Origin of the sequence: Pseudomonas alloputida (assembly GCF_021283545.2) — a bacterium.
Taxonomy (GTDB): Bacteria; Pseudomonadota; Gammaproteobacteria; order Pseudomonadales; family Pseudomonadaceae; genus Aquipseudomonas; species Aquipseudomonas alloputida.
The window spans coordinates 4,719,103-4,737,457 of sequence record NZ_CP128540.1 but is presented as its reverse complement, the minus strand read 5'-3'; the positions used below and the strand labels follow the sequence as shown (position 1 = coordinate 4,737,457).

Genomic DNA, 18,355 nt, shown 5'->3' with positions numbered 1-18,355 from the left:
GACATAAGTTTGGCTTGGCTAAAAAAATAAAAAGAGGGGCGACCCGAAAGTCGCCCCTTTGGCATATGCCCAGCCCTAAGGCCAGACATACGCAGCGCTACAGCAGGGCTAGTTAAACTTGGCCGTGCAGTACAACAACGTTGTCGTTGTGAGCAACGGCTTCGTCGGAACCAACGATTGCCAGGGCAATGTCTGCTTGCGAAGCACCAGCTTCCAGCTGAGCAGCCCAGTGCGCCTTGCCGGCGTCATCAGCAGTACGGTCCAGAGCGGACTGGTACAGCGAATCGATGAAGTCGGAGTTGGCTTTCGACGCCGCTTCGGCGGAGCCTACGATCGCCTGGGCGATGTCGGCACGGCTAGCGCCGTTGAACAGCTGGGATACCCAGTTTTGCAGGCCAGCTTCGTCAGCTTCGCGACCCAGGGCAGCTTCGTACAGGCTTTCAACGAAGGTACCGTTCGACGCATCCAGTGCCTGAGCTTCGGCCGAAACCGAGATGGCAGCAGCTACGTCAGCCAGGCTACCGCCGTTGGCCAGCAGGTCGGTCCAGGCGCTGGAAGCGGCGTCATCAGCAGCACCGCGACCCAGCAGGGCCTGGTACAGGTCGTTAACGTCATTGGCGTTGTTAACACCCGCGAACTCGGACGAATCCAGCAGGGCATTGGCAACGTCGGTCAGCGAACCACCGTTGTTGACATAACCAGTGAAGAACTTGGCGCCTTCCTGGTCTACGTCGCGGTTCAGGATGCCTTGGTACAGGCGCAGGGCAGCAGCTTCTGCGTCGTTGTGGGCCAGGGCAACAGTTTCAACTTCTTCACCGTTGACGAAGGTCAGGAACTCAGCGTCGGTGATCGAAGCGGTTTGGTTGCCGGTCAGGTTGACGTTGAAGTTGTTGCCGACTGCGAAGGCATAGTCATCGCGCGAGCCGTCCAGCTGGACAACGTCGTAGCCAGCACCAGCGTTGACGATGTCAGCGTGGTTGCTACCGCTCAGGATGATGGTGTCATCGCCGGTACCGGTGGTGACGTTGTTATTGCCAGCGCCAGCGATAACGACATTGTCGCCGTTGCCAGTCACGATGGTGTCGTTGCCGTCGCCAGCGTCGATCAGGGTGTTCTGGTCGCCTTTGACGGTGATGACGTCGTCACCGTTGCCGGTGGTAACTACCAGGTCGATAGCCGAGGTGTCGACTGCAGCCAAGGCAGCGAAGACCTGGGCGTCAGCAGGTGCAGCGTTGGAGTTACCTTCCAGGTTGACTACCAGGTTGGCATCCGACTGCAGCACGTAGGCATTAACGCCAGCGGCTTCAGCAGCAGCCAGGTCGACGATGACCTGGTCGCCTTTAGCGCCATCGACAGTACCTTGAACAATGCTGGCAGTGCCGGATTCCGGCAGCTGAACGGTGTTGCCATTGATGCCAGCGATTTCCACGGTCTCTACGTTATCCAGGTTCAGCAGGCTGTTGATAGCCTCGATAGTGGAGTCGGAGAGGTTGGCGCTTTCGGCGGTCAGGGTTGCCAGCAGATCGCTGCTCTGTACGGGATTATCGTATTGCATTGTGTATTCCTGTTACTTCAGGCCATCTGGCCCGCTGCAATAGTGTTCTGCTCGGTTGCAGAGTTTTCCCACGGAGACTTAAGGCGGGCAGCGTTCATCTTCGTAACGGGGGTCAAGGCGATATGCAGCGCCACCAACGGCTCGTTGCCGGTGGGGCCATGCATCATCTGATTGGCGACCAGGCGCTGTGGCTCGGCATTGCCGAACACCACCAGGCCTGTCAGTTCATAGTGTTTGCGCAATGGCCCTACCAGGCTAAAACCTACGCACAGCAGCGGCAGGCCTTGAGCACGAGCGCCGACAAAAGTGCCTGTGGAGACATTGCGGCAGGGGCCGGAGCCGGCCACCATGCAGGTATAGAGCAGATCCACGCCGACGGGCTTTTCAGCCCAATCGACGGCAAAGGATTCGATGAAGTCGTCAGTGCCCGGGAGGCCGACCCAGCCCTCGCTGGACATCACTTCACCCGCCTTTTTCAGGTGCGCTGTAAGCGTGATGGGCAGGGGCTTGGAGCTGGCCGCAATAGCCTGCGCGGGCTCTGCGGTGGCGACCACGGCGTAGGTGCGCATGATGGCGGGGGATGTGTCGATGCGGTCGATGCGCAGGTCGACGGGTTCTATCACTTCGTCGAACATATGGTATTCGGTGATCAGCACGGTGGTTACGCCACCTTTCACTCGCGCCACAATGGTGTCGCCCAGCTTGGTCAGCATGTTCTTGCTGACGCCCTCGGCGGGGAAGAAATCGATGGAGCCTTTGCCCAGTGGTGCTTGCTGCAAGGCAATGCATACGGGCTTGTCTGCCGGGGGCTGCGAGGCGTAGCGGAAGATGTACATGCCCGGTTCGAGCAGCGTAACCCGAGAGCTGATTTTCAGGCCGTCAAGGGTCTGCGAAGGCATAGACATGGCGTTGTTAAGCTCCTTTTAAACAAAAAACACTGGTAGCTAACCTGCTCAAACCCGTGCGTGCACCAAACGGCCAGTGATGGCTCCCTGCGAGTGGCGAAGATGCCGTCCGAGGGAAATGTTGTCAACCAAGATTTCTAAAAAAAATTTCATATGCGCTGGGAACTTAGCGATTCTGTCAGCACTCGACACAGGCTGCTGGGGATACCTGACCGGAACGCAAGGATTAGAGAAAATTACCTTTAAGAATCCGAAAATCAACGATTTACGAATCGTTTGAGCGCAATGTGTTTGCATGGTGCGGTTTTTTTGACATGGCTTCAATAGCTTTTCCTGCGTGGATAGCCGTTTGTCGTCTCGTGCTCACGCATGCAGAGGCTGGAAAATATCAGCAAGATTTCTCGCCAAAAATTTTATGATTCAGGCGATTGATCACGGAACGAGTCAGCTTCCGGACAATCTGACACGCAGCTGTCCCGATGCGGATGTTACACTGCCCGCCGCTTTCGCCTACCTCAGTATGGATACCATGAGTTCACAATCCGAAAATAACCTGCAAGCTGCCCTCAAAGCTTGTAAAAGCAGCTTCCTTTCGGTCGGTTTCTTCAGCTTCTTCGTCAACACGCTGATGCTAGTGCCTACTTTGTACATGATTCAGGTTTCCGGGCGGGTCGTGCCGTCCGGCAGCACGTCAACATTGTTGATGCTGACATTGATCCTGACCGTCCTGTTGCTGACGCTAGGCTCCCTCGAATGGGTTCGGTCGCGGATCATGGTGCGTATAAGCAATAGGTTAGATGTGCTGTTGAGCAGGGATGTGTACCGAGCCAGCTTCAAGCGATCGCTTCAGAGTGGGGGGGGCGATGCTACGGCGCAGTCGTTGAATGACCTAACGTCCTTACGACAGTTTTTCACGGGAGCGGGCGTGTTCGCATTTTTCGACGCTCCGTGGTTTCCCATTTATACAGTCGTCATGTTCCTATTCCATCCATGGTTTGGTTGGATGACGTTGGCCTGTGGATCAATTTTGACCGTCTTTGCAGTGATTAATCATCGCGTGACGGGTCAGGCTCTAGCCATAGCGAACAAAGAAAACGTAGCGTCTAATGTGATCACGTCTAAGACGTTGCGTAACGCCGAAGTGATCGAGTCCATGGGTATGCTCGAAACACTCATGAACCGTTGGGCCAAGCGTCAGCGATACGTAATGATGCTGCAATCACAGGCTAGCGATAAGGGCGGGGTCGTTAGCTCTATTTCGAAAATGTTCCGTATGTGGTCGCAATCGGTGATGTTGGCTTTAGGTGCTTATCTCGTCATTAAGCATGAAATCAATCCCGGCCTGTTGATGGCAGGTTCCTTGTTGCTCGGTCGGGCCCTGTCCCCTATCGATCAAATGATCAACAGTTGGAAGGGCTTTGTCGCTGCCAAGGTGCAGTATGACCGTCTGAATAAAGTCATGGACGACCTCAATAAGGAGCCGGAGCGTATGCCGCTACCCGCCCCAGAGGGGCACATTCAGGTCGAAAACCTGATAGTCGCTCCGCCTGGCGCCAAAGCCCCGGTGCTCCGTAGTATCAGTTTCGTCGCCCCCGCCGGCTCCATTGTCGGTATTGTCGGCCCAAGCGCAGCCGGTAAGTCCACCTTGGTGCGTGCATTGATGGGCATCTGGCCGCCGCAGCACGGTGTTGTACGCCTTGATGGTGCTGATATATCCACTTGGGACAAGCAAGCCCTCGGCCCCTATGTTGGCTACCTGCCCCAGGACATCGAACTGTTCGAGGGCAGCATCAGCGAAAACATCGCGCGTTTCGACAAGGTCGACCCTGAAAAGGTGGTGCAGGCAGCGCAAATGGCGGGTGTGCATGAAATGATCCTGATGCTGCCCGACGGCTACGACACTGTCATCGGCAGTGACGGGGTGAACCTGTCGGGCGGCCAGCGTCAGCGCATTGGGCTGGCGCGTGCGATCTACGGCAACCCGCGCCTTATCGTGCTCGACGAGCCGAACTCCAATCTCGACGATGTGGGCGAGCGTGCGCTGGGCGTAGCCCTGCAAAAGCTCAAGGAAACCGGCGCGACTGTGTTCATTGTCTCGCACCGTCCCAACATCCTCACTCGGTTGGACCGCATCTTGGTTATGGCCGGTGGCTCCATTTCGCTGTATGGCGAGCGCGACCGCGTTATTGCCGAGCTGGCTGCCCAGCAGGCCAAGCTTCAGCGCGGCAGCCAGGCTGCGAGCCCGCAGGCCCCCGCTACCCCGCCAGTTGCACCCTCTGCGCCCGCGGCCGTTGCGCCTGCCACCAGTACTGGCGCCTGAAAGGATTTCTAGATGAGCAGTAAAGCAATCACTACGTTCGACCACAATTTCGACGACCTGCCAACGTCGGATCGCGGCATCCGCCGCATCGGGCTGACCGTTGTCTTTGTCACCTTCGGCATTTTCGGCACCTGGGCAGCTTTCGCGCCTTTGAGCAACGCCGTGCACGGCACCGGCGTGGTTACGGTGCAGAACTACCGCAAGACCGTTCAGCACCTGGAGGGTGGCATCGTCAAAGAGCTGCATGCCCGCGATGGGGACCTGGTGAAGAAGGGCGATCCGCTGATTGTGCTGGATGAGTCGCAGCTCAGCGCCGAGTATGAGTCCACCCGCAACCAACTGATTGTTGCCCGTTATAAAGAGGCACGCCTGCGTGCCGAGCGTGACGGCTTGGACTCGATCCCGTCGGTGATAATGGAAGGTACCGATTCTGACCGCGCGCAAGAAGCGCTGGCAGGTGAGCAGCAGGTGTTCAAGGCCCGCCACGATTCGTTGCTGGGCGAAATCTCGGTCAACCGTGAGCGGATCCAGCAAATGCAGCAGCAGATCGCCGGTCTGAACGACATGATCCGCACCAAGGCAGGCCTGAACAAGTCGTACTCTGGCGAAATCAAACAGTTGAAGGAGTTGTTGGCCGAAGGCTTTGTTGACAACCAGCGTTTGCTGGAGCAGGAGCGCAAGCTCGACATGCTGAAGACTGAAGTGGCTGACCACCAGTCGAGCATTACCAAGACCAAACTGCAGATCGGCGAGACCGAACTGCAGATCGTGCAGTTGAAGAAGAAGTTCGATGCCGACGTGGCCAAGGAGCTGTCGGACGTTCAGGCTCAGGTGTTCGACCTGCAGGAAAAAGAAGCAGCGTTGCGTGATCGCTTGTCACGGGTGGTGATCCGCGCGCCGGAAAGCGGCATGGTGCTGGACATGAAAGTGCACACCATTGGGGGCGTGGTCAGTGCAGCTACCCCTTTGCTGGATATCGTGCCAGCTCAGTCGGATCTTGTGGTTGAAGCCAAGGTGGCCCCTCGGGACATCGACCGATTGGAGCTGGGCAAGACTGCGGACGTCCGCTTCTCTGCGTTCAACCAGGCCACCACGCCGGTCATCGAAGGTAAGTTGACGCGGATCTCGGCCGACAGCCTGGTCGAAGAGCGCTCGGGGGACCAGTACTACCTGGTCCGCGTCAAGGTCACTGAAGACGGCATGAAAAAACTTGGCAACCGCAAGCTTCAACCCGGCATGCCAGCTGAAGTCCTCATCAACGCAGGCGACCGCACCATGCTGCAGTACCTGTTGAAACCAGCGCGCAACATATTCGCTGAATCGCTGATCGAGGAATGATTGTGCTGCGTTTGTTACCTGGAGTGATGATGTGCATGGTCGCCTGGCAAGCGGTGGCTATGGAAGGGAAGGATGCCGCTGGTGAGCAGCCAAGAGGGGTTTCGGCTTCGACTTACGTGTTGGACCTGGCGGGACTGTACCGTGAGGCGCGCCTGGAGGACCCGCGGGTCCTTGCCGCTTACGCGCGTGCGCGCTCTGCCAGTGAACAGCAGCGGGCAGCGCTGGGTAGCCTGCTGCCCCAGGTGTCGGCCAATGCCAACTCCAGCCGCATCCTGCGCAAGAACGAGGCTGAGCGCGACCTCTATAACACCGAAACCTATTCGCTCAGTCTCACCCAGTACCTGTACAACAAGCCAGCCTGGGAGCGCTACCAGAAGTCCAAGAGCGTGAAGGATCAAAAAGGTCATGAAGCTGAAGACACGCTGGCAGAGGCTACAGTCGACCTCGCCAAGCGCTACTTCGTGGCGCTGGCTGCGGACGACGAGCTGGCGCTGGTGCAGGCTGAGCGCCGGGCAACCCAAAAAAACCTTGATCGCGTCAGCAGCATGTTCGAACGGCAGATGGCCAAAATCACCGACAAGCTCGACATGCAGGCACGGGTAGATTTTTTGCTTGCGCAAGAAGTGGAAGCGCGCAATCAGGTGCAAGTAAGCCGCGAGGCATTGGCCGAGATCGTCGGGCGGCCGATTACCGAGCCGCTCAGCCGTGTACGCAACGACGTGGCATTGCAGGCGCCCACCCGGCCCTTACAGAACTGGGTTACCCAAGCAGTTGAAAACAACCCGTTGCTGAAGTCTTATCAAAGCGGGGCAGAGGCAGCCAATGCAGCGGTGCGCGAGGGTAAGGGCGAGCACTATCCGCAACTGTCGTTAAGCTTGAGTGCGCAGCAGAACGACCAGGGCTATGACAATACCCAGGCGCCGCGCAGTGACAGTTATGTGGCTTCGTTTGGGGTGAAGATCCCGATCTACAGCGGTGGCTCCACTTCCGCTCGGGTGCGCGGGTTGTATGATGATCAGTTGGCAGCCGAGGAACAGCTGGAAGGGGTGCGGCGCCAGGTGGTCAAGGAAACCACCACTGCCTACCTGACTGCACAGGCCGCGGTAGAAAAAATCCGGGCTAACCGCAACGCACTGTCATCGGCACAGCATTCCAGTGTTGCGGCGCAGAAGGCGTTCACCTTCGGTGTGGTCAATGCTGTGGATGTGCTTACTGCGGTGCAGAACGAGTTCAAGGCGCGCCGGGACCTGCTGAAAACGCAGTACGACTTTATTACCAACCTGTTCCTGCTCAACCGTTGGGCGGGTGAGTTGAATCAGGAAAGTGTGGATAACGTCAATGTCTGGTTGAGCCCGGTGCCTGAGACCAGCCTGCCCGGTGGCGAGGTTGCTCGCCTGGGCGCCAGTCGCTGAAAGCGAGGGGGTCTGCGCTTCAGGGGCTGAAGCGCAGCGCCAACCAGTGAAGCGCACAGTATCAATTTAGCCCCGGTCCCTTTTGCGTCCTGTTCCCATTGCGTGTCAGGCGAGGTCAAGATGGTTTGGCTTCATCGACCTTAGCGCAGGCCGACCCGGGCGGTGGCTGCTATGGGGCTATTTCAGATGCTTCCTACAAGTGCCGTGCTGGAACAGCCCTTCGACGGCACGTATCCTGATGCGCCTTTCGTGCGCGTGCCCCACTTGCTTTGCGCACGGGGGTGCCAAGGTTATGCAATATCGGCCGGTGGCCGAACTTGCGCCGGGGTAGCCAACATCTGTTTGCGAGTCGAGTACTCCGCCCGACCTATGTATACTTCCTCGTCTAACCTTCATACGCGTGGTTGGAATTGCCCGCGTCAGGCCAAATAAACACACATGCCCGCACGGCACTATCGGAGTTGGTTAAGTCGCATGAAAGCAATCGTTACTGGGATCACTGGTCAAGACGGCGCCTACCTGGCGGAACTGCTGCTGGAGAAGGGCTACACAGTCTACGGCACCTATCGTCGTACCAGCTCGGTTAACTTCTGGCGCATCGAGGAGCTAGGGATTCACACCAATCCCAACTTGCATCTGGTCGAGTATGACCTCACCGACCTGTCTGCCAGCATCCGCCTGCTGCAAACCACCGAAGCTACCGAGGTATACAACCTGGCTGCGCAAAGCTTCGTCGGTGTGTCGTTCGAGCAGCCGCTGACCACCGCCGAAATCACGGGCCTGGGTGCAGTCAACCTGCTGGAAGCCATCCGTATCGTCAACCCGAAGGCCCGCTTCTATCAGGCGTCCACCTCCGAGATGTTCGGCAAGGTGCAAGAAATTCCACAGGTCGAAACTACCCCGTTCTACCCGCGCAGTCCCTATGGTGTGGCCAAGCTCTACGCCCACTGGATGACCATCAACTACCGCGAGTCGTACAACCTCTTTGCGACCAGCGGTATCTTGTTCAACCACGAGTCGCCACTGCGCGGCCGTGAGTTCGTGACCCGCAAAATCACCGACTCCGTCGCCAAAATCAAGCTGGGCCTGCTCGACAAGCTCGAGCTGGGTAACCTTGATGCCAAGCGTGACTGGGGCTTTGCCAAAGAGTACGTAGAAGGCATGTGGCGCATGCTGCAGGCGGACGAACCAGACACCTTCGTACTGGCCACCAACCGTACCGAAACCGTACGCGACTTCGTTACCATGGCATTCAAAGCTGCCGGTATCGAAATCAACTGGAGCGGCAAGGACGAGGCAGAGCAGGGCACCTGCGCCGCCTCTGGCAAAGTGCTGGTTGCCATCAATCCAAAATTCTACCGCCCGGCCGAGGTGGAGTTGCTGATCGGCAACCCGGCCAAAGCCAAGGACGTTCTGGGTTGGGAGCCTAAGACAAACCTTGAAGAACTGTGCCGTATGATGGTCGAAGCCGACCTGCGTCGTAACGAAAAAGGGTTCTCGTTCTGATGCAAAAGGCTAGCAAGCGCGCGCTGATTACAGGTGTTCACGGGTTCACCGGCCGCTACATGGCAGCCGAGTTGCGGGCCGGCGGCTATGAAGTCTTCGGTACAGGCAGCCAGCCGTTGCCGGCTGCGGACTACCGCCAGGTCGATCTGACCGATGGGCAGGGCCTGCGCGCGTTGCTCGCCGAACTGCAGCCGGATGTAGTTGTGCATCTGGCTGCCATCGCTTTTGTCGGGCATGGTACCGCCGACGCGTTCTACAAGGTCAACCTGATAGGCACGCGCAACCTGCTCGAAGCCATCGCGGCCTGTGGCAAAACGCCTGAGTGCGTGTTGATCGCCAGCAGTGCCAACGTCTATGGCAACGTTTCCGAAGGGATGCTGGGCGAGCAGACCCCGCCAGCGCCGGCCAATGATTACGCGGTCAGCAAGTTGGCCATGGAATACATGGCGCGGCTGTGGTGTGACCGTTTGCCTATCGTCATCACGCGTCCTTTCAATTACACCGGTGTTGGGCAGGCAGAGAATTTCCTGCTGCCCAAGATTGTTTCGCATTTTCGCCGCAAGGCCGACACCATCGAGCTCGGCAACCTAGACGTATGGCGCGATTTCAGCGATGTACGTGCGGTCGTGCAGGCGTACCGCGGCTTGATCGAGGCACGCCCGCTGGGCCAGATAGTCAACGTCAGTTCGGGGCAAACGCATTCGCTGCGCGAGGTTATCGCCAAGTGTTCCGCCATTACCGGCCATCAGCTGGACGTGCAGGTCAACCCGGCCTTTGTCCGTGCCAACGAGGTCAAGACCTTGTGTGGCGATAATGGCAAGCTGCGCGGGTTTGTGCCGGGGTGGCATACGCCTTCGCTGGACGAAACCTTGGGTTGGATGCTTTCTGATCAATGAAGCTCATCCTTTCAGTCGAGTCGGTCCGCTTCCCGTTGACCGGCATCGGGCGCTACACCTATGAACTGGCGTCACGGCTGCAGCATGCCGAGCAAATCAGTGACCTGCGTCTATTTGCTGGCAGCAGGTTCTTGCCCGAACTGCTCAAGCCTTCGGACCAGTCCGACGCCGTGCATGGGCTCAAGCGGTTCGTGCAGAAAAATGCCCTGGCGGTTGAAGCTTATCGGCGCCTGATGCCTTTGTTGCGCAAGCGTGCGTTGCGCGGCCATGAAGACTTCATCTACCACAGCACCAATTTCTACCTGCCGCCGTTTGCAGGGCCGAGAGTGGCGACCTTTCACGACCTGTCGCCCTTTACCTGGGCTCATTGCCACACGCCGCAGATTGCCCGTTACCTTCAAAAGGAGCTCAAGCTGACCCTGGAGCGTGCTGACGCTCTGATCACGGTTTCGCACCACACGCGGAAGGAGTTGGCGGATTACTTTGGCTGGCCACTGGAGCGCATTCATGCGGTACCGCTGGCCAGTTCGCCGCAGTTCCATCCTCGGACTCCTCAGGCATTGCGTGAAACCCTTGCACGGCACGGCCTGGAGCTAGGCGGCTACAGCCTGTTCGTCGGTACCATCGAGCCGCGCAAAAACATCGAGACCTTGCTTAATGCTTACGGCCGCTTGCCACTTGCGTTGCGCCAGCGTTGGCCGTTGATCCTCAGTGGGTATCATGGCTGGCGTAGCGAGGCGATTCACAGCCGTATCGCCCAGGCACAGCAGGAAGGCTGGGCGCGCTACCTCGGCTTCGTTGCCAGTGAAGACTTGCCGCTGCTGTTTGCCGGCGCTCGGCTGTTCACCTTCCCGTCGCACTATGAAGGGTTCGGCCTGCCAGTGCTCGAGGCCATGAGCTCGGGGGTACCGGTGGTATGTTCCAACAGCTCGTCGTTGCCAGAGGTAGCGGGTTCGGCGGCGTTGATGTGCGCGCCCGATGATGTAGAAGGCCTGACCGGGTTGTTGCACCAGGGTCTCGAGGATGAAGCGTGGCGGTCTGCTGCTGTGCAGCGGGGGCTGCTGCATGCCGGTGGCTTTTCTTGGGAGCGTTGCGCTCAGGGTACAGTCGAGGTTTACAAGTCGGTCAAGGAACGATGATCAAGGTTCTGCATTTTTTTAAAACGTATTACCCGGACTCCATGGGTGGCATCGAACAGGTCATTTTTCAGATCGCCGAAGGCACCCGTGAGCACGGCGTGCAATCAGAGGTGCTATACCTCAGCCCGCGTGGGGCTGCGCGCAATGAACCGGTAGGCAGCCACCTGACTCACCGCTCCAAGCTGGACTTGCATGTCGCTTCAACGGGTTTTTCACTGTCGGTGATCAAGGATTTCGCCGAGCTGGCGGCCCAGGCCGACATTGTGCACTACCACTTCCCTTGGCCTTACATGGATCTGGTGCATTTTCTTGGGCGGCTGAACAAGCCGACTGTGGTCAGCTATCACTCCGATATCATCAAGCAAAAATGGCTGCTCAAGCTGTATCAGCCGTTGATGAGCCGTTTTCTTTCCAATGTTGACCGTATTGTTGTCTCCTCACCCAACTATGCCGCGCACAGTCAGGTGCTGACACGCTTCAAGGACAAGCTTGCGATCATTCCGTTCGGCCTGGACCGGGCGACCTATCCCAGTGCGACGGTAGAAAAGCTGGCGTACTGGCGCGCACGCATGAGCGAGCGCTTTTTCCTGTTTGTAGGCGCGTTGCGGTACTACAAGGGGCTGGATTACCTGCTACAGGCTGCGTCTATCAACCGTCTGCCGGTAGTGATCATCGGCGGTGGCTTCCTCGAAGCGCAGCTCAAGCAGCAGGCTGCTGAGCTCAGGCTTGACAATGTTCAGTTCCTGGGCAGCCTGGCAGACGATGACAGAGCGGCGCTGCTGGAGCTGTGTTATGCATTCGTATTTCCATCCCATCTGCGTTCCGAGTCGTTCGGCATTTCTCTGCTGGAAGCGGCAATGTATGGCAAGCCCCTGATTTGCTGCGAAATGGGCTCGGGTACGACCTTCATCAACCTGGCTGACCAGACCGGTTTGGTGGTGCCGCCTCGGGATGCCGCAGCGTTAGCGCAGGCCATGCAACGCTTGTGGGATGACCCTGCCATGGCACAGGCGATGGGGGCCAAGGCGTTGCAACGTTATGAGGAAGTATTTACCGCTTCGGCCATGGCCGGTGCGTATGCCGATCTCTACCGTAGCCTGTTGTAGGCAGCCAGTCTGCGTTTTCAGGCACTGCCGCAGGCGTTTCTGTTTGATCAGTCGCTCATGCGTTGTTCTATGAGGGTGGCCCTGCGCCGCGAAACGGGCACGAAGCGGCCTGTGTGAATTGAGACCGAGCCCATGGAAAGACGCACAATACTTGTTACAGGCGCTAGCGGCTTTGTCGGTGGCGCACTGTGTCGCCAGCTGGCCACCTTGGGTAGTTTCGCTATCCGGGCTGCATCGCGCGACCTTGGCGGGGCCTCCGTGGCCGGTATTCAGGCGGTGACTGTGGCGGACTTGAGCGCCACCACCGACTGGGCCCGGGCATTGTCAGGTGTCGACCTAGTGGTGCATGCCGCAGCCCGTGTACATGTAATGAAGGAAACCGCCAGCGACAGCTTGGCCGAGTTCCGTCGGGTGAATGTCGACGGCACCCTCAACCTTGCCCGCCAGGCTGCGGCGGCAGGCGTGCGGCGCTTTATTTTCATAAGCTCGATCAAGGTCAATGGCGAATCCAGCCAGCCCGGTCAGCCGCTGCGTGCCGATGATAGCCCCGCACCTCAGGACGCCTACGGCGTGTCCAAGCACGAAGCGGAGCAGGGGCTGCGCCAGCTAGCGGCCGCCACGGGCATGGAAGTGGTGGTGATACGACCGGTGCTGGTCTACGGGCCAGGCGTCAAGGCCAATTTCCACAGTATGATGCGCTGGCTGCAGCGTGGCGTACCCTTGCCGTTCGGCGCGGTTTGCAACCGTCGCAGCTTGGTCTCGTTGGCTAACCTGGTCGACCTGGTCGTTACCTGCATCGATCATCCTCGCGCTGCCAACCAAACCTTCCTGGCCAGCGACGGTGACGATGTCTCGCTCACCCAACTGCTACGTGCACTGGGCCTTGCGCTCGGGCGGCCCGCTCGGCTGTTGCCTGTCCCCGCGGGCCTGTTGCGCGGCGCTGTGCTGTTAATTGGCCGGCGAGACCTTGCCCAGCGGCTCTTTGGCACGCTGCAGGTAGACATTGAAAAAAACCGGCAATTGCTAGGCTGGTACCCCCCTTGCACATTGGAACAAGGACTGAACATGACCGCTCGATCTTTTCTGGGTGCACGCCGCCCATGATATGGCTGATTGTGCTGGCAACTGTAGCCTCGTGCTTGATGACCGCCGTGCTGCGCCGCTATGCGCTGTCCCGTAGCCTGTTGGACATCCCCAATGCGCGTAGCTCGCATACCTTGCCAACCCCGCGAGGCGGCGGCTTGGCTTTCGTGGTCGCTTTCCTGGCTGCGTTGCTGGGCCTGGGGTGGGGCGGGTACGTTGCTCCGGCAGTGCTGACCAGTGTGTTGGGGGCGGGGGGGCTGGTTGCGCTGATAGGCTTCATGGACGACCACGGGCACATCGCCGCACGCTGGCGGCTGTTGGGGCATTTTGCGGCGGCCGCTTGGGGGCTCGCCTGGCTAGGGGGGATGCCGCCGCTCAGCGTTTTCGGCTTGTTGCTGGCGCCGGTCTGGTTGGGTAGCGCCATCGGTTTGCTGTATTTGGTATGGCTGCTCAACTTGTACAATTTCATGGACGGCATTGATGGCATCGCCAGTATCGAGGCCATCTGCGTGTGCATGGGCGGAAGCCTGCTCTACTGGCTCACTGGTCATGCCGAGGCAGCGTGGCTGCCGATATTACTGGCGGCCACTGTGGCGGGCTTCCTGTGCTGGAATTTCCCCCCCGCACGTATTTTTATGGGCGATGCCGGCAGTGGCTTTCTGGGTATCGTGCTAGGGCTGCTGGCATTAGTGGCAGGCTGGGTAAACCCGCTATTATTCTGGGGGTGGTTAATACTTTCGGGTGTATTCGTGGTTGATGCCACGTTTACCTTGGCGCGGCGCCTGCTGCGCGGTGACAAGGTTTATCAGGCGCATCGCAGCCATGCTTATCAGTATGCGGCTCGCCGGCATGGTCACCATCGACCGGTGAGCCTGGCCGTGGCGGCTATTAACCTGGTCTGGCTACTACCGGTGGCCCTGGCGGTAGTGCTGTTGAACCTCGATGGCGCACTGGGAACCCTGTTCGCTTATGTGCCTCTGATATTGCTGGCAATCACCTATCAGGCTGGGGAGCAAGAATAGGATGGCCAAGCACGCAAGGCATCGTAAAGGGCTGCTTGACCCGCAGTGGGGCGCCATGCTCCGGTTGTTCAATCGAGGTCCTTTTGCGGTGAGGAGAGCCGAATGAGCGACGCAAAGAACAGCAGGGTGCGTGAGTACCTAGTTAACTTGTCCAGGCGGAAAAAGCGTCTTGTGCAAGTGTGCGCCGACGTGGTGCTGATCTGGTTGGCGTTATGGTTGTCTTTTATCGTGCGCCTGGGCATCGATGAAATGTACAACCCGGTCATCAAACACGCCTGGTTGTTCATGGTTGCGCCTCTCGTAGCCATTCCGCTGTTCATTCGTTTTGGCATGTACCGGGCGGTGATGCGCTACTTCGGCAATGATGCATTGGTGACCATTATCAAGGCCGTTACCCTGTCATCGCTCATTCTGGCTGTGGTTGTGTACTGGTACAGCAACCATCAGGTAATCGTGCCGCGCTCGATCATTTTCAACTATTGGTGGTTGAGCATGGTCATCATTGGTGGTTTACGCCTGATCATGCGCCAGTATTTCCTGGGTGACTGGTTTACCGGCGCCCATCAGATACCGTTCGCCAACCGCGATGATGGCCTGGTCAAGGTAGCCATCTATGGTGCAGGCACCGCCGGCAACCAGCTGCTGGCAGCGTTGCGCATGGGGCGGGCGATGCGCCCGGTGGCGTTCATTGATGATGACAGTGACCTTGCCAACCGGGTCATTTCCGGTTTGCAGGTGTACAAGCCCAAGCATCTGCAGCAGATGATCAAGGAAACCGGTGCACAGGAAATCCTCCTCGCCCTGCCTTCGGTATCGCGCGCCCGGCGCAAGGAGATTCTCGCCTTGCTCGAACCTTACCCGTTGCACGTGCGCAGCGTGCCGGCCTTTGCCGACCTGGCAAGTGGCCGGGTCAAAGTGGATGACATCCAAGACGTGGACATTGCCGATTTGCTTGGGCGTGACCCGGTACCCGCCAAGGAAGGGCTGCTCGAACGCTGCATCCACAAGCAAACGGTACTGGTCACCGGGGCCGGTGGCTCCATCGGCTCCGAGCTTTGCCGCCAGATCATAGGGCTTGGGCCAACGACATTGCTGCTGTTCGACCACAGCGAGTACAACCTCTACGCTATCCTCAGTGAGCTGGAGCAACGCGTTGCGCGCGAGTCGCTGCCGGTGCGACTGCTGCCCATTCTGGGGTCGGTACGCAATCAGCAGCATCTTGCCCACGTTATGTCCACTTGGCGGGTAGCCACCGTCTACCACGCGGCGGCTTACAAACATGTGCCCATGGTTGAGCACAACATGGCGGAGGGTATACTCAACAATGTGTTCGGCACGCTTTGTACCGCACAGGCTGCTTTGCAATCAGGCGTTGCCAACTTCGTGCTTATCTCGACTGACAAGGCGGTGCGCCCCACGAACGTGATGGGCGGTACCAAGCGTCTTTCCGAGTTGATTCTGCAAGCACTAAGCCGCGAGGCGGCACCCGTCATGTACGGTGACAGCAGCAAGATCGCCCGGGTGAACAAAACCCGCTTCACCATGGTGCGCTTTGGCAATGTGCTGGGCTCCTCTGGCTCGGTGATCCCGTTGTTCCACAAGCAGATCAAGGCCGGTGGCCCAATTACGGTTACCCACCCGAAGATTACCCGCTATTTCATGACTATCCCCGAAGCCGCTCAACTGGTGGTTCAGGCAGGGGCGATGGGGCAGGGCGGGGACGTATTTGTTCTCGACATGGGGGAGCCGGTAAAAATTGTTGAGCTGGCTGAGAAAATGATTCATCTCTCGGGCCTTAGCGTACGTAGCTCGGGTAACCCCAATGGTGATATCGCCATCGAGTTCACGGGGTTGCGCCCAGGTGAGAAGCTTTTTGAAGAGTTGTTGATTGGCGATGACGTTTCGCCTACCGTCCACCCGATGATCATGGTAGCGAATGAAGACTACGTCACTTGGGACGTCTTGCGTGAACGTATTGCCGTGTTACTCAATGCAGTGGCGGTGGATGACTTTGGCCGTATCCGGCAACTGTTGCGTGAACTAGTGAACGGGTATGTGCCGGAAGGAGAAATTGTCGACTGGATCTACCAACAGCAGCGGCAGGACAGTTGATGCCGCGTCCCGTTGAAGCATACCTTTTTTGTTAATGAGTTAAAGAGTGAAGATGAACCATCTTGATATCGCCAAAGAAGCCCTCGTTGCCCAGGCCCAGGCGGTCGCCAAACTAGCGGATCGTCTTGATGGTCAGTTCCAAAGCGCGGTCGATTTGATTCTTGCCTGTGAAGGGCGGACAGTAGTTTGTGGTATGGGCAAATCCGGCCTGATTGGCAAAAAAATGGTCGCTACTTTTGCCTCTACCGGTACGCCTAGCTTCTTCCTGCACCCGGCAGAAGCTTTTCACGGCGACCTGGGGATGCTCAAGCCCGTTGATGTGCTGGTGCTGATAAGTTACAGCGGAGAAACCGAAGAGCTGATCAAGCTGATTCCCAGCCTCAAGTCATTCGGCAATAAATTTATTGCGATGACCGGGAGCGGCAACTCCACTCTAGCCAAACATGCAGACATTTGGCTTGATATTTCGGTGGATCGCGAAGTTTGTCCAAATAACCTAGCGCCTACCACGTCCACATTAGCCACCATGGCCATGGGGGATGCGCTGGCAGTGGCTCTGATTACCGCGAATCAGTTCAAACCGATGGACTTTGCCCGTTACCATCCCGGCGGAAGCCTTGGTCGAAAATTGTTGACTCGCGTAGCTGACGTAATGCACTCGCCGGCACCGATTGTTTCGCCAGCGAGCAGTTTTCAAGACTGCCTGCTGATGATGACGCAAAGCCGGCTTGGCTTAGCCATGGTGATGGATGGTAATGAACTTGTCGGTATTGTAACGGATGGCGACCTGCGTCGTGCCTTGTTAAAAAATAACCAGGTTATTCATGCCTCTGTAACTGAGTTCATGACGCTGAACCCCCACACCATTCCAGCGGATTGCCGCGTGTCGGTCGCTGAAGCTTACATGCTGGAGAACAAAATCCGTGCCTTGGCGGTGGTCGACGATTGCGGGGCTATTGTTGGCGTCGTCGAGATTTTTGACGGCAATCCCGTAGCGTGAAACAGCCGGTAATTATCGTTGCCTGGGTAGGCAGCCGCTTCTTGTCCAGAAGCGGCTTTACTCACCGTCGTAGATTAGGCAATAGTCAATTGCGGGAATGATTTTACCAGATCATCCAGCGCTTTGATTTGTGCCAGGAAGGGTTCCAGCTTGTCCAATGGCAGTGCGCTCGGGCCATCACACTTGGCCTGATCAGGGTTTGGGTGGGCTTCCAGGAACAGGCCAGCCAATCCGACTCCCATGCCGGCACGTGCCAGCTCTACCACCTGCTCGCGCCGACCGCCAGAAGCCGCACCCGATGGGTCGCGATTCTGCAGGGCATGAGTGACGTCAAAGATGATCGGCAGATCTTGGCAAGTACGCTTCATGACGCCGAAGCCAAGCATGTCCACGATCAGGTTGTCGTAGCCCATGCAAGTGCCCCTGTCGCAAAGGATCAACTGGTCATTACCCGCTTCCTTGAACTTATGCACGATGTTCTGCATCTGCGAAGGGCTGAGGAATTGGGGCTTTTTGATGTTCACCGGCTTGCCGGTTTTGGCCAAGGCAACAACTAGGTCTGTTTGACGGGCGAGGAATGCCGGCAGCTGCAGCACATCGACGACTTCCGCCACCGGGGCCGTTTGGTAGATTTCGTGAACGTCGGTGATTATCGGCACGCCAAATTCTGCCTTCACCTTTTCAAAGATCCGCAGCCCTTCTTCCATGCCGGGGCCACGGTAGGAATGGATCGATGAGCGATTGGCTTTATCAAAGCTGGCTTTGAACACATACGGGATGCCCAGCTTCTGCGTGACGCGCACATATTCTGCACAGGCAGTAAGGGCCAGGTCTTCAGACTCGAGCACGTTGATGCCGCCGAATAGCACAAAAGGAGCCGAGTTGGAGCATTCGATTGTGGAGTTGATCTTGATCATTTTTTACTCGATAGGTCCTTAGGGGGCAACCCGCAGGACATGGC

Annotated in this window: 14 protein-coding genes; 11 read left to right on the top strand and 3 right to left on the bottom strand. The window is 57.9% G+C overall.

Annotated features, from left to right (window positions below; all coding sequences use genetic code 11):
* Positions 1-112 precede the first annotated feature (112 nt).
* A complete protein-coding gene (locus LU682_RS21905) occupies positions 113-1,555 on the bottom strand; it encodes a DUF4214 domain-containing protein (protein ID WP_010952831.1) in 1,443 nt (480 codons plus the stop codon).
* Positions 1,556-1,572: 17 nt separating this feature from the next.
* A complete protein-coding gene (locus LU682_RS21900; protein WP_049587270.1) occupies positions 1,573-2,454 on the bottom strand; it encodes a hypothetical protein in 882 nt (293 codons plus the stop codon).
* A gap of 535 nt (positions 2,455-2,989) precedes the next feature.
* Here LU682_RS21900 and LU682_RS21895 point away from each other — a divergent pair.
* From LU682_RS21895 to LU682_RS21845, 11 genes are all read left to right on the top strand, one after another.
* Complete coding sequence (locus tag LU682_RS21895) at positions 2,990-4,780, top strand: type I secretion system permease/ATPase (protein ID WP_060488995.1); 1,791 nt, start codon at positions 2,990-2,992, stop codon at positions 4,778-4,780.
* A gap of 12 nt (positions 4,781-4,792) precedes the next feature.
* Entirely contained in the window at positions 4,793-6,118 is a 1,326-nt protein-coding gene (locus LU682_RS21890) for an HlyD family type I secretion periplasmic adaptor subunit (protein WP_232857214.1), read from the top strand.
* Positions 6,115-7,530, top strand: coding sequence for a TolC family outer membrane protein (locus tag LU682_RS21885; RefSeq protein WP_010952834.1), 1,416 nt, complete (start codon positions 6,115-6,117; stop codon positions 7,528-7,530). The genes LU682_RS21890 and LU682_RS21885 overlap by 4 nt, the downstream gene beginning before the upstream one ends.
* Positions 7,531-8,004: 474 nt before the next feature.
* Positions 8,005-9,036, top strand: coding sequence for a GDP-mannose 4,6-dehydratase (gmd, locus tag LU682_RS21880; protein ID WP_014860658.1), 1,032 nt, complete (start codon positions 8,005-8,007; stop codon positions 9,034-9,036).
* Positions 9,036-9,932 carry a GDP-mannose 4,6-dehydratase gene (locus LU682_RS21875; protein WP_010952836.1) on the top strand — a complete coding sequence of 299 codons (897 nt, stop codon included), beginning with the start codon at positions 9,036-9,038 and terminating at the stop codon, positions 9,930-9,932. The genes gmd and LU682_RS21875 overlap by 1 nt, the downstream gene beginning before the upstream one ends.
* Complete coding sequence (locus LU682_RS21870; RefSeq protein WP_010952837.1) at positions 9,929-11,071, top strand: glycosyltransferase family 4 protein; 1,143 nt, start codon at positions 9,929-9,931, stop codon at positions 11,069-11,071. The genes LU682_RS21875 and LU682_RS21870 overlap by 4 nt, the downstream gene beginning before the upstream one ends.
* The gene (locus LU682_RS21865; RefSeq protein ID WP_049587273.1) at positions 11,068-12,177 is read left to right on the top strand and encodes a glycosyltransferase family 4 protein; all 1,110 of its coding nucleotides are present in this window, start codon (positions 11,068-11,070) and stop codon (positions 12,175-12,177) included. Before LU682_RS21870 ends, LU682_RS21865 begins: the two co-directional genes overlap by 4 nt.
* 132 nt (positions 12,178-12,309) lie before the next feature.
* On the top strand, positions 12,310-13,281 hold the full coding sequence (locus LU682_RS21860; protein ID WP_010952839.1) for a UDP-glucose 4-epimerase family protein: 972 nt from the start codon (positions 12,310-12,312) through the stop codon (positions 13,279-13,281).
* Entirely contained in the window at positions 13,278-14,282 is a 1,005-nt protein-coding gene (locus tag LU682_RS21855) for an MraY family glycosyltransferase (RefSeq protein ID WP_010952840.1), read from the top strand. Before LU682_RS21860 ends, LU682_RS21855 begins: the two co-directional genes overlap by 4 nt.
* 102 nt (positions 14,283-14,384) lie before the next feature.
* Positions 14,385-16,394 (top strand): polysaccharide biosynthesis protein, encoded by a 2,010-nt coding sequence (locus LU682_RS21850; RefSeq protein ID WP_014860664.1) that lies wholly within the window; start codon positions 14,385-14,387, stop codon positions 16,392-16,394.
* Positions 16,395-16,446: 52 nt separating this feature from the next.
* Positions 16,447-17,394 carry a KpsF/GutQ family sugar-phosphate isomerase gene (locus LU682_RS21845; RefSeq protein ID WP_049587275.1) on the top strand — a complete coding sequence of 316 codons (948 nt, stop codon included), beginning with the start codon at positions 16,447-16,449 and terminating at the stop codon, positions 17,392-17,394.
* A 74-nt stretch (positions 17,395-17,468) separates the two neighbouring features.
* Here the strand turns inward: LU682_RS21845 and kdsA are convergent, their stop codons facing one another.
* On the bottom strand, positions 17,469-18,311 hold the full coding sequence (gene kdsA, locus LU682_RS21840) for a 3-deoxy-8-phosphooctulonate synthase (RefSeq protein WP_010952843.1): 843 nt from the start codon (positions 18,309-18,311) through the stop codon (positions 17,469-17,471).
* Positions 18,312-18,355: the final 44 nt, after the last annotated feature.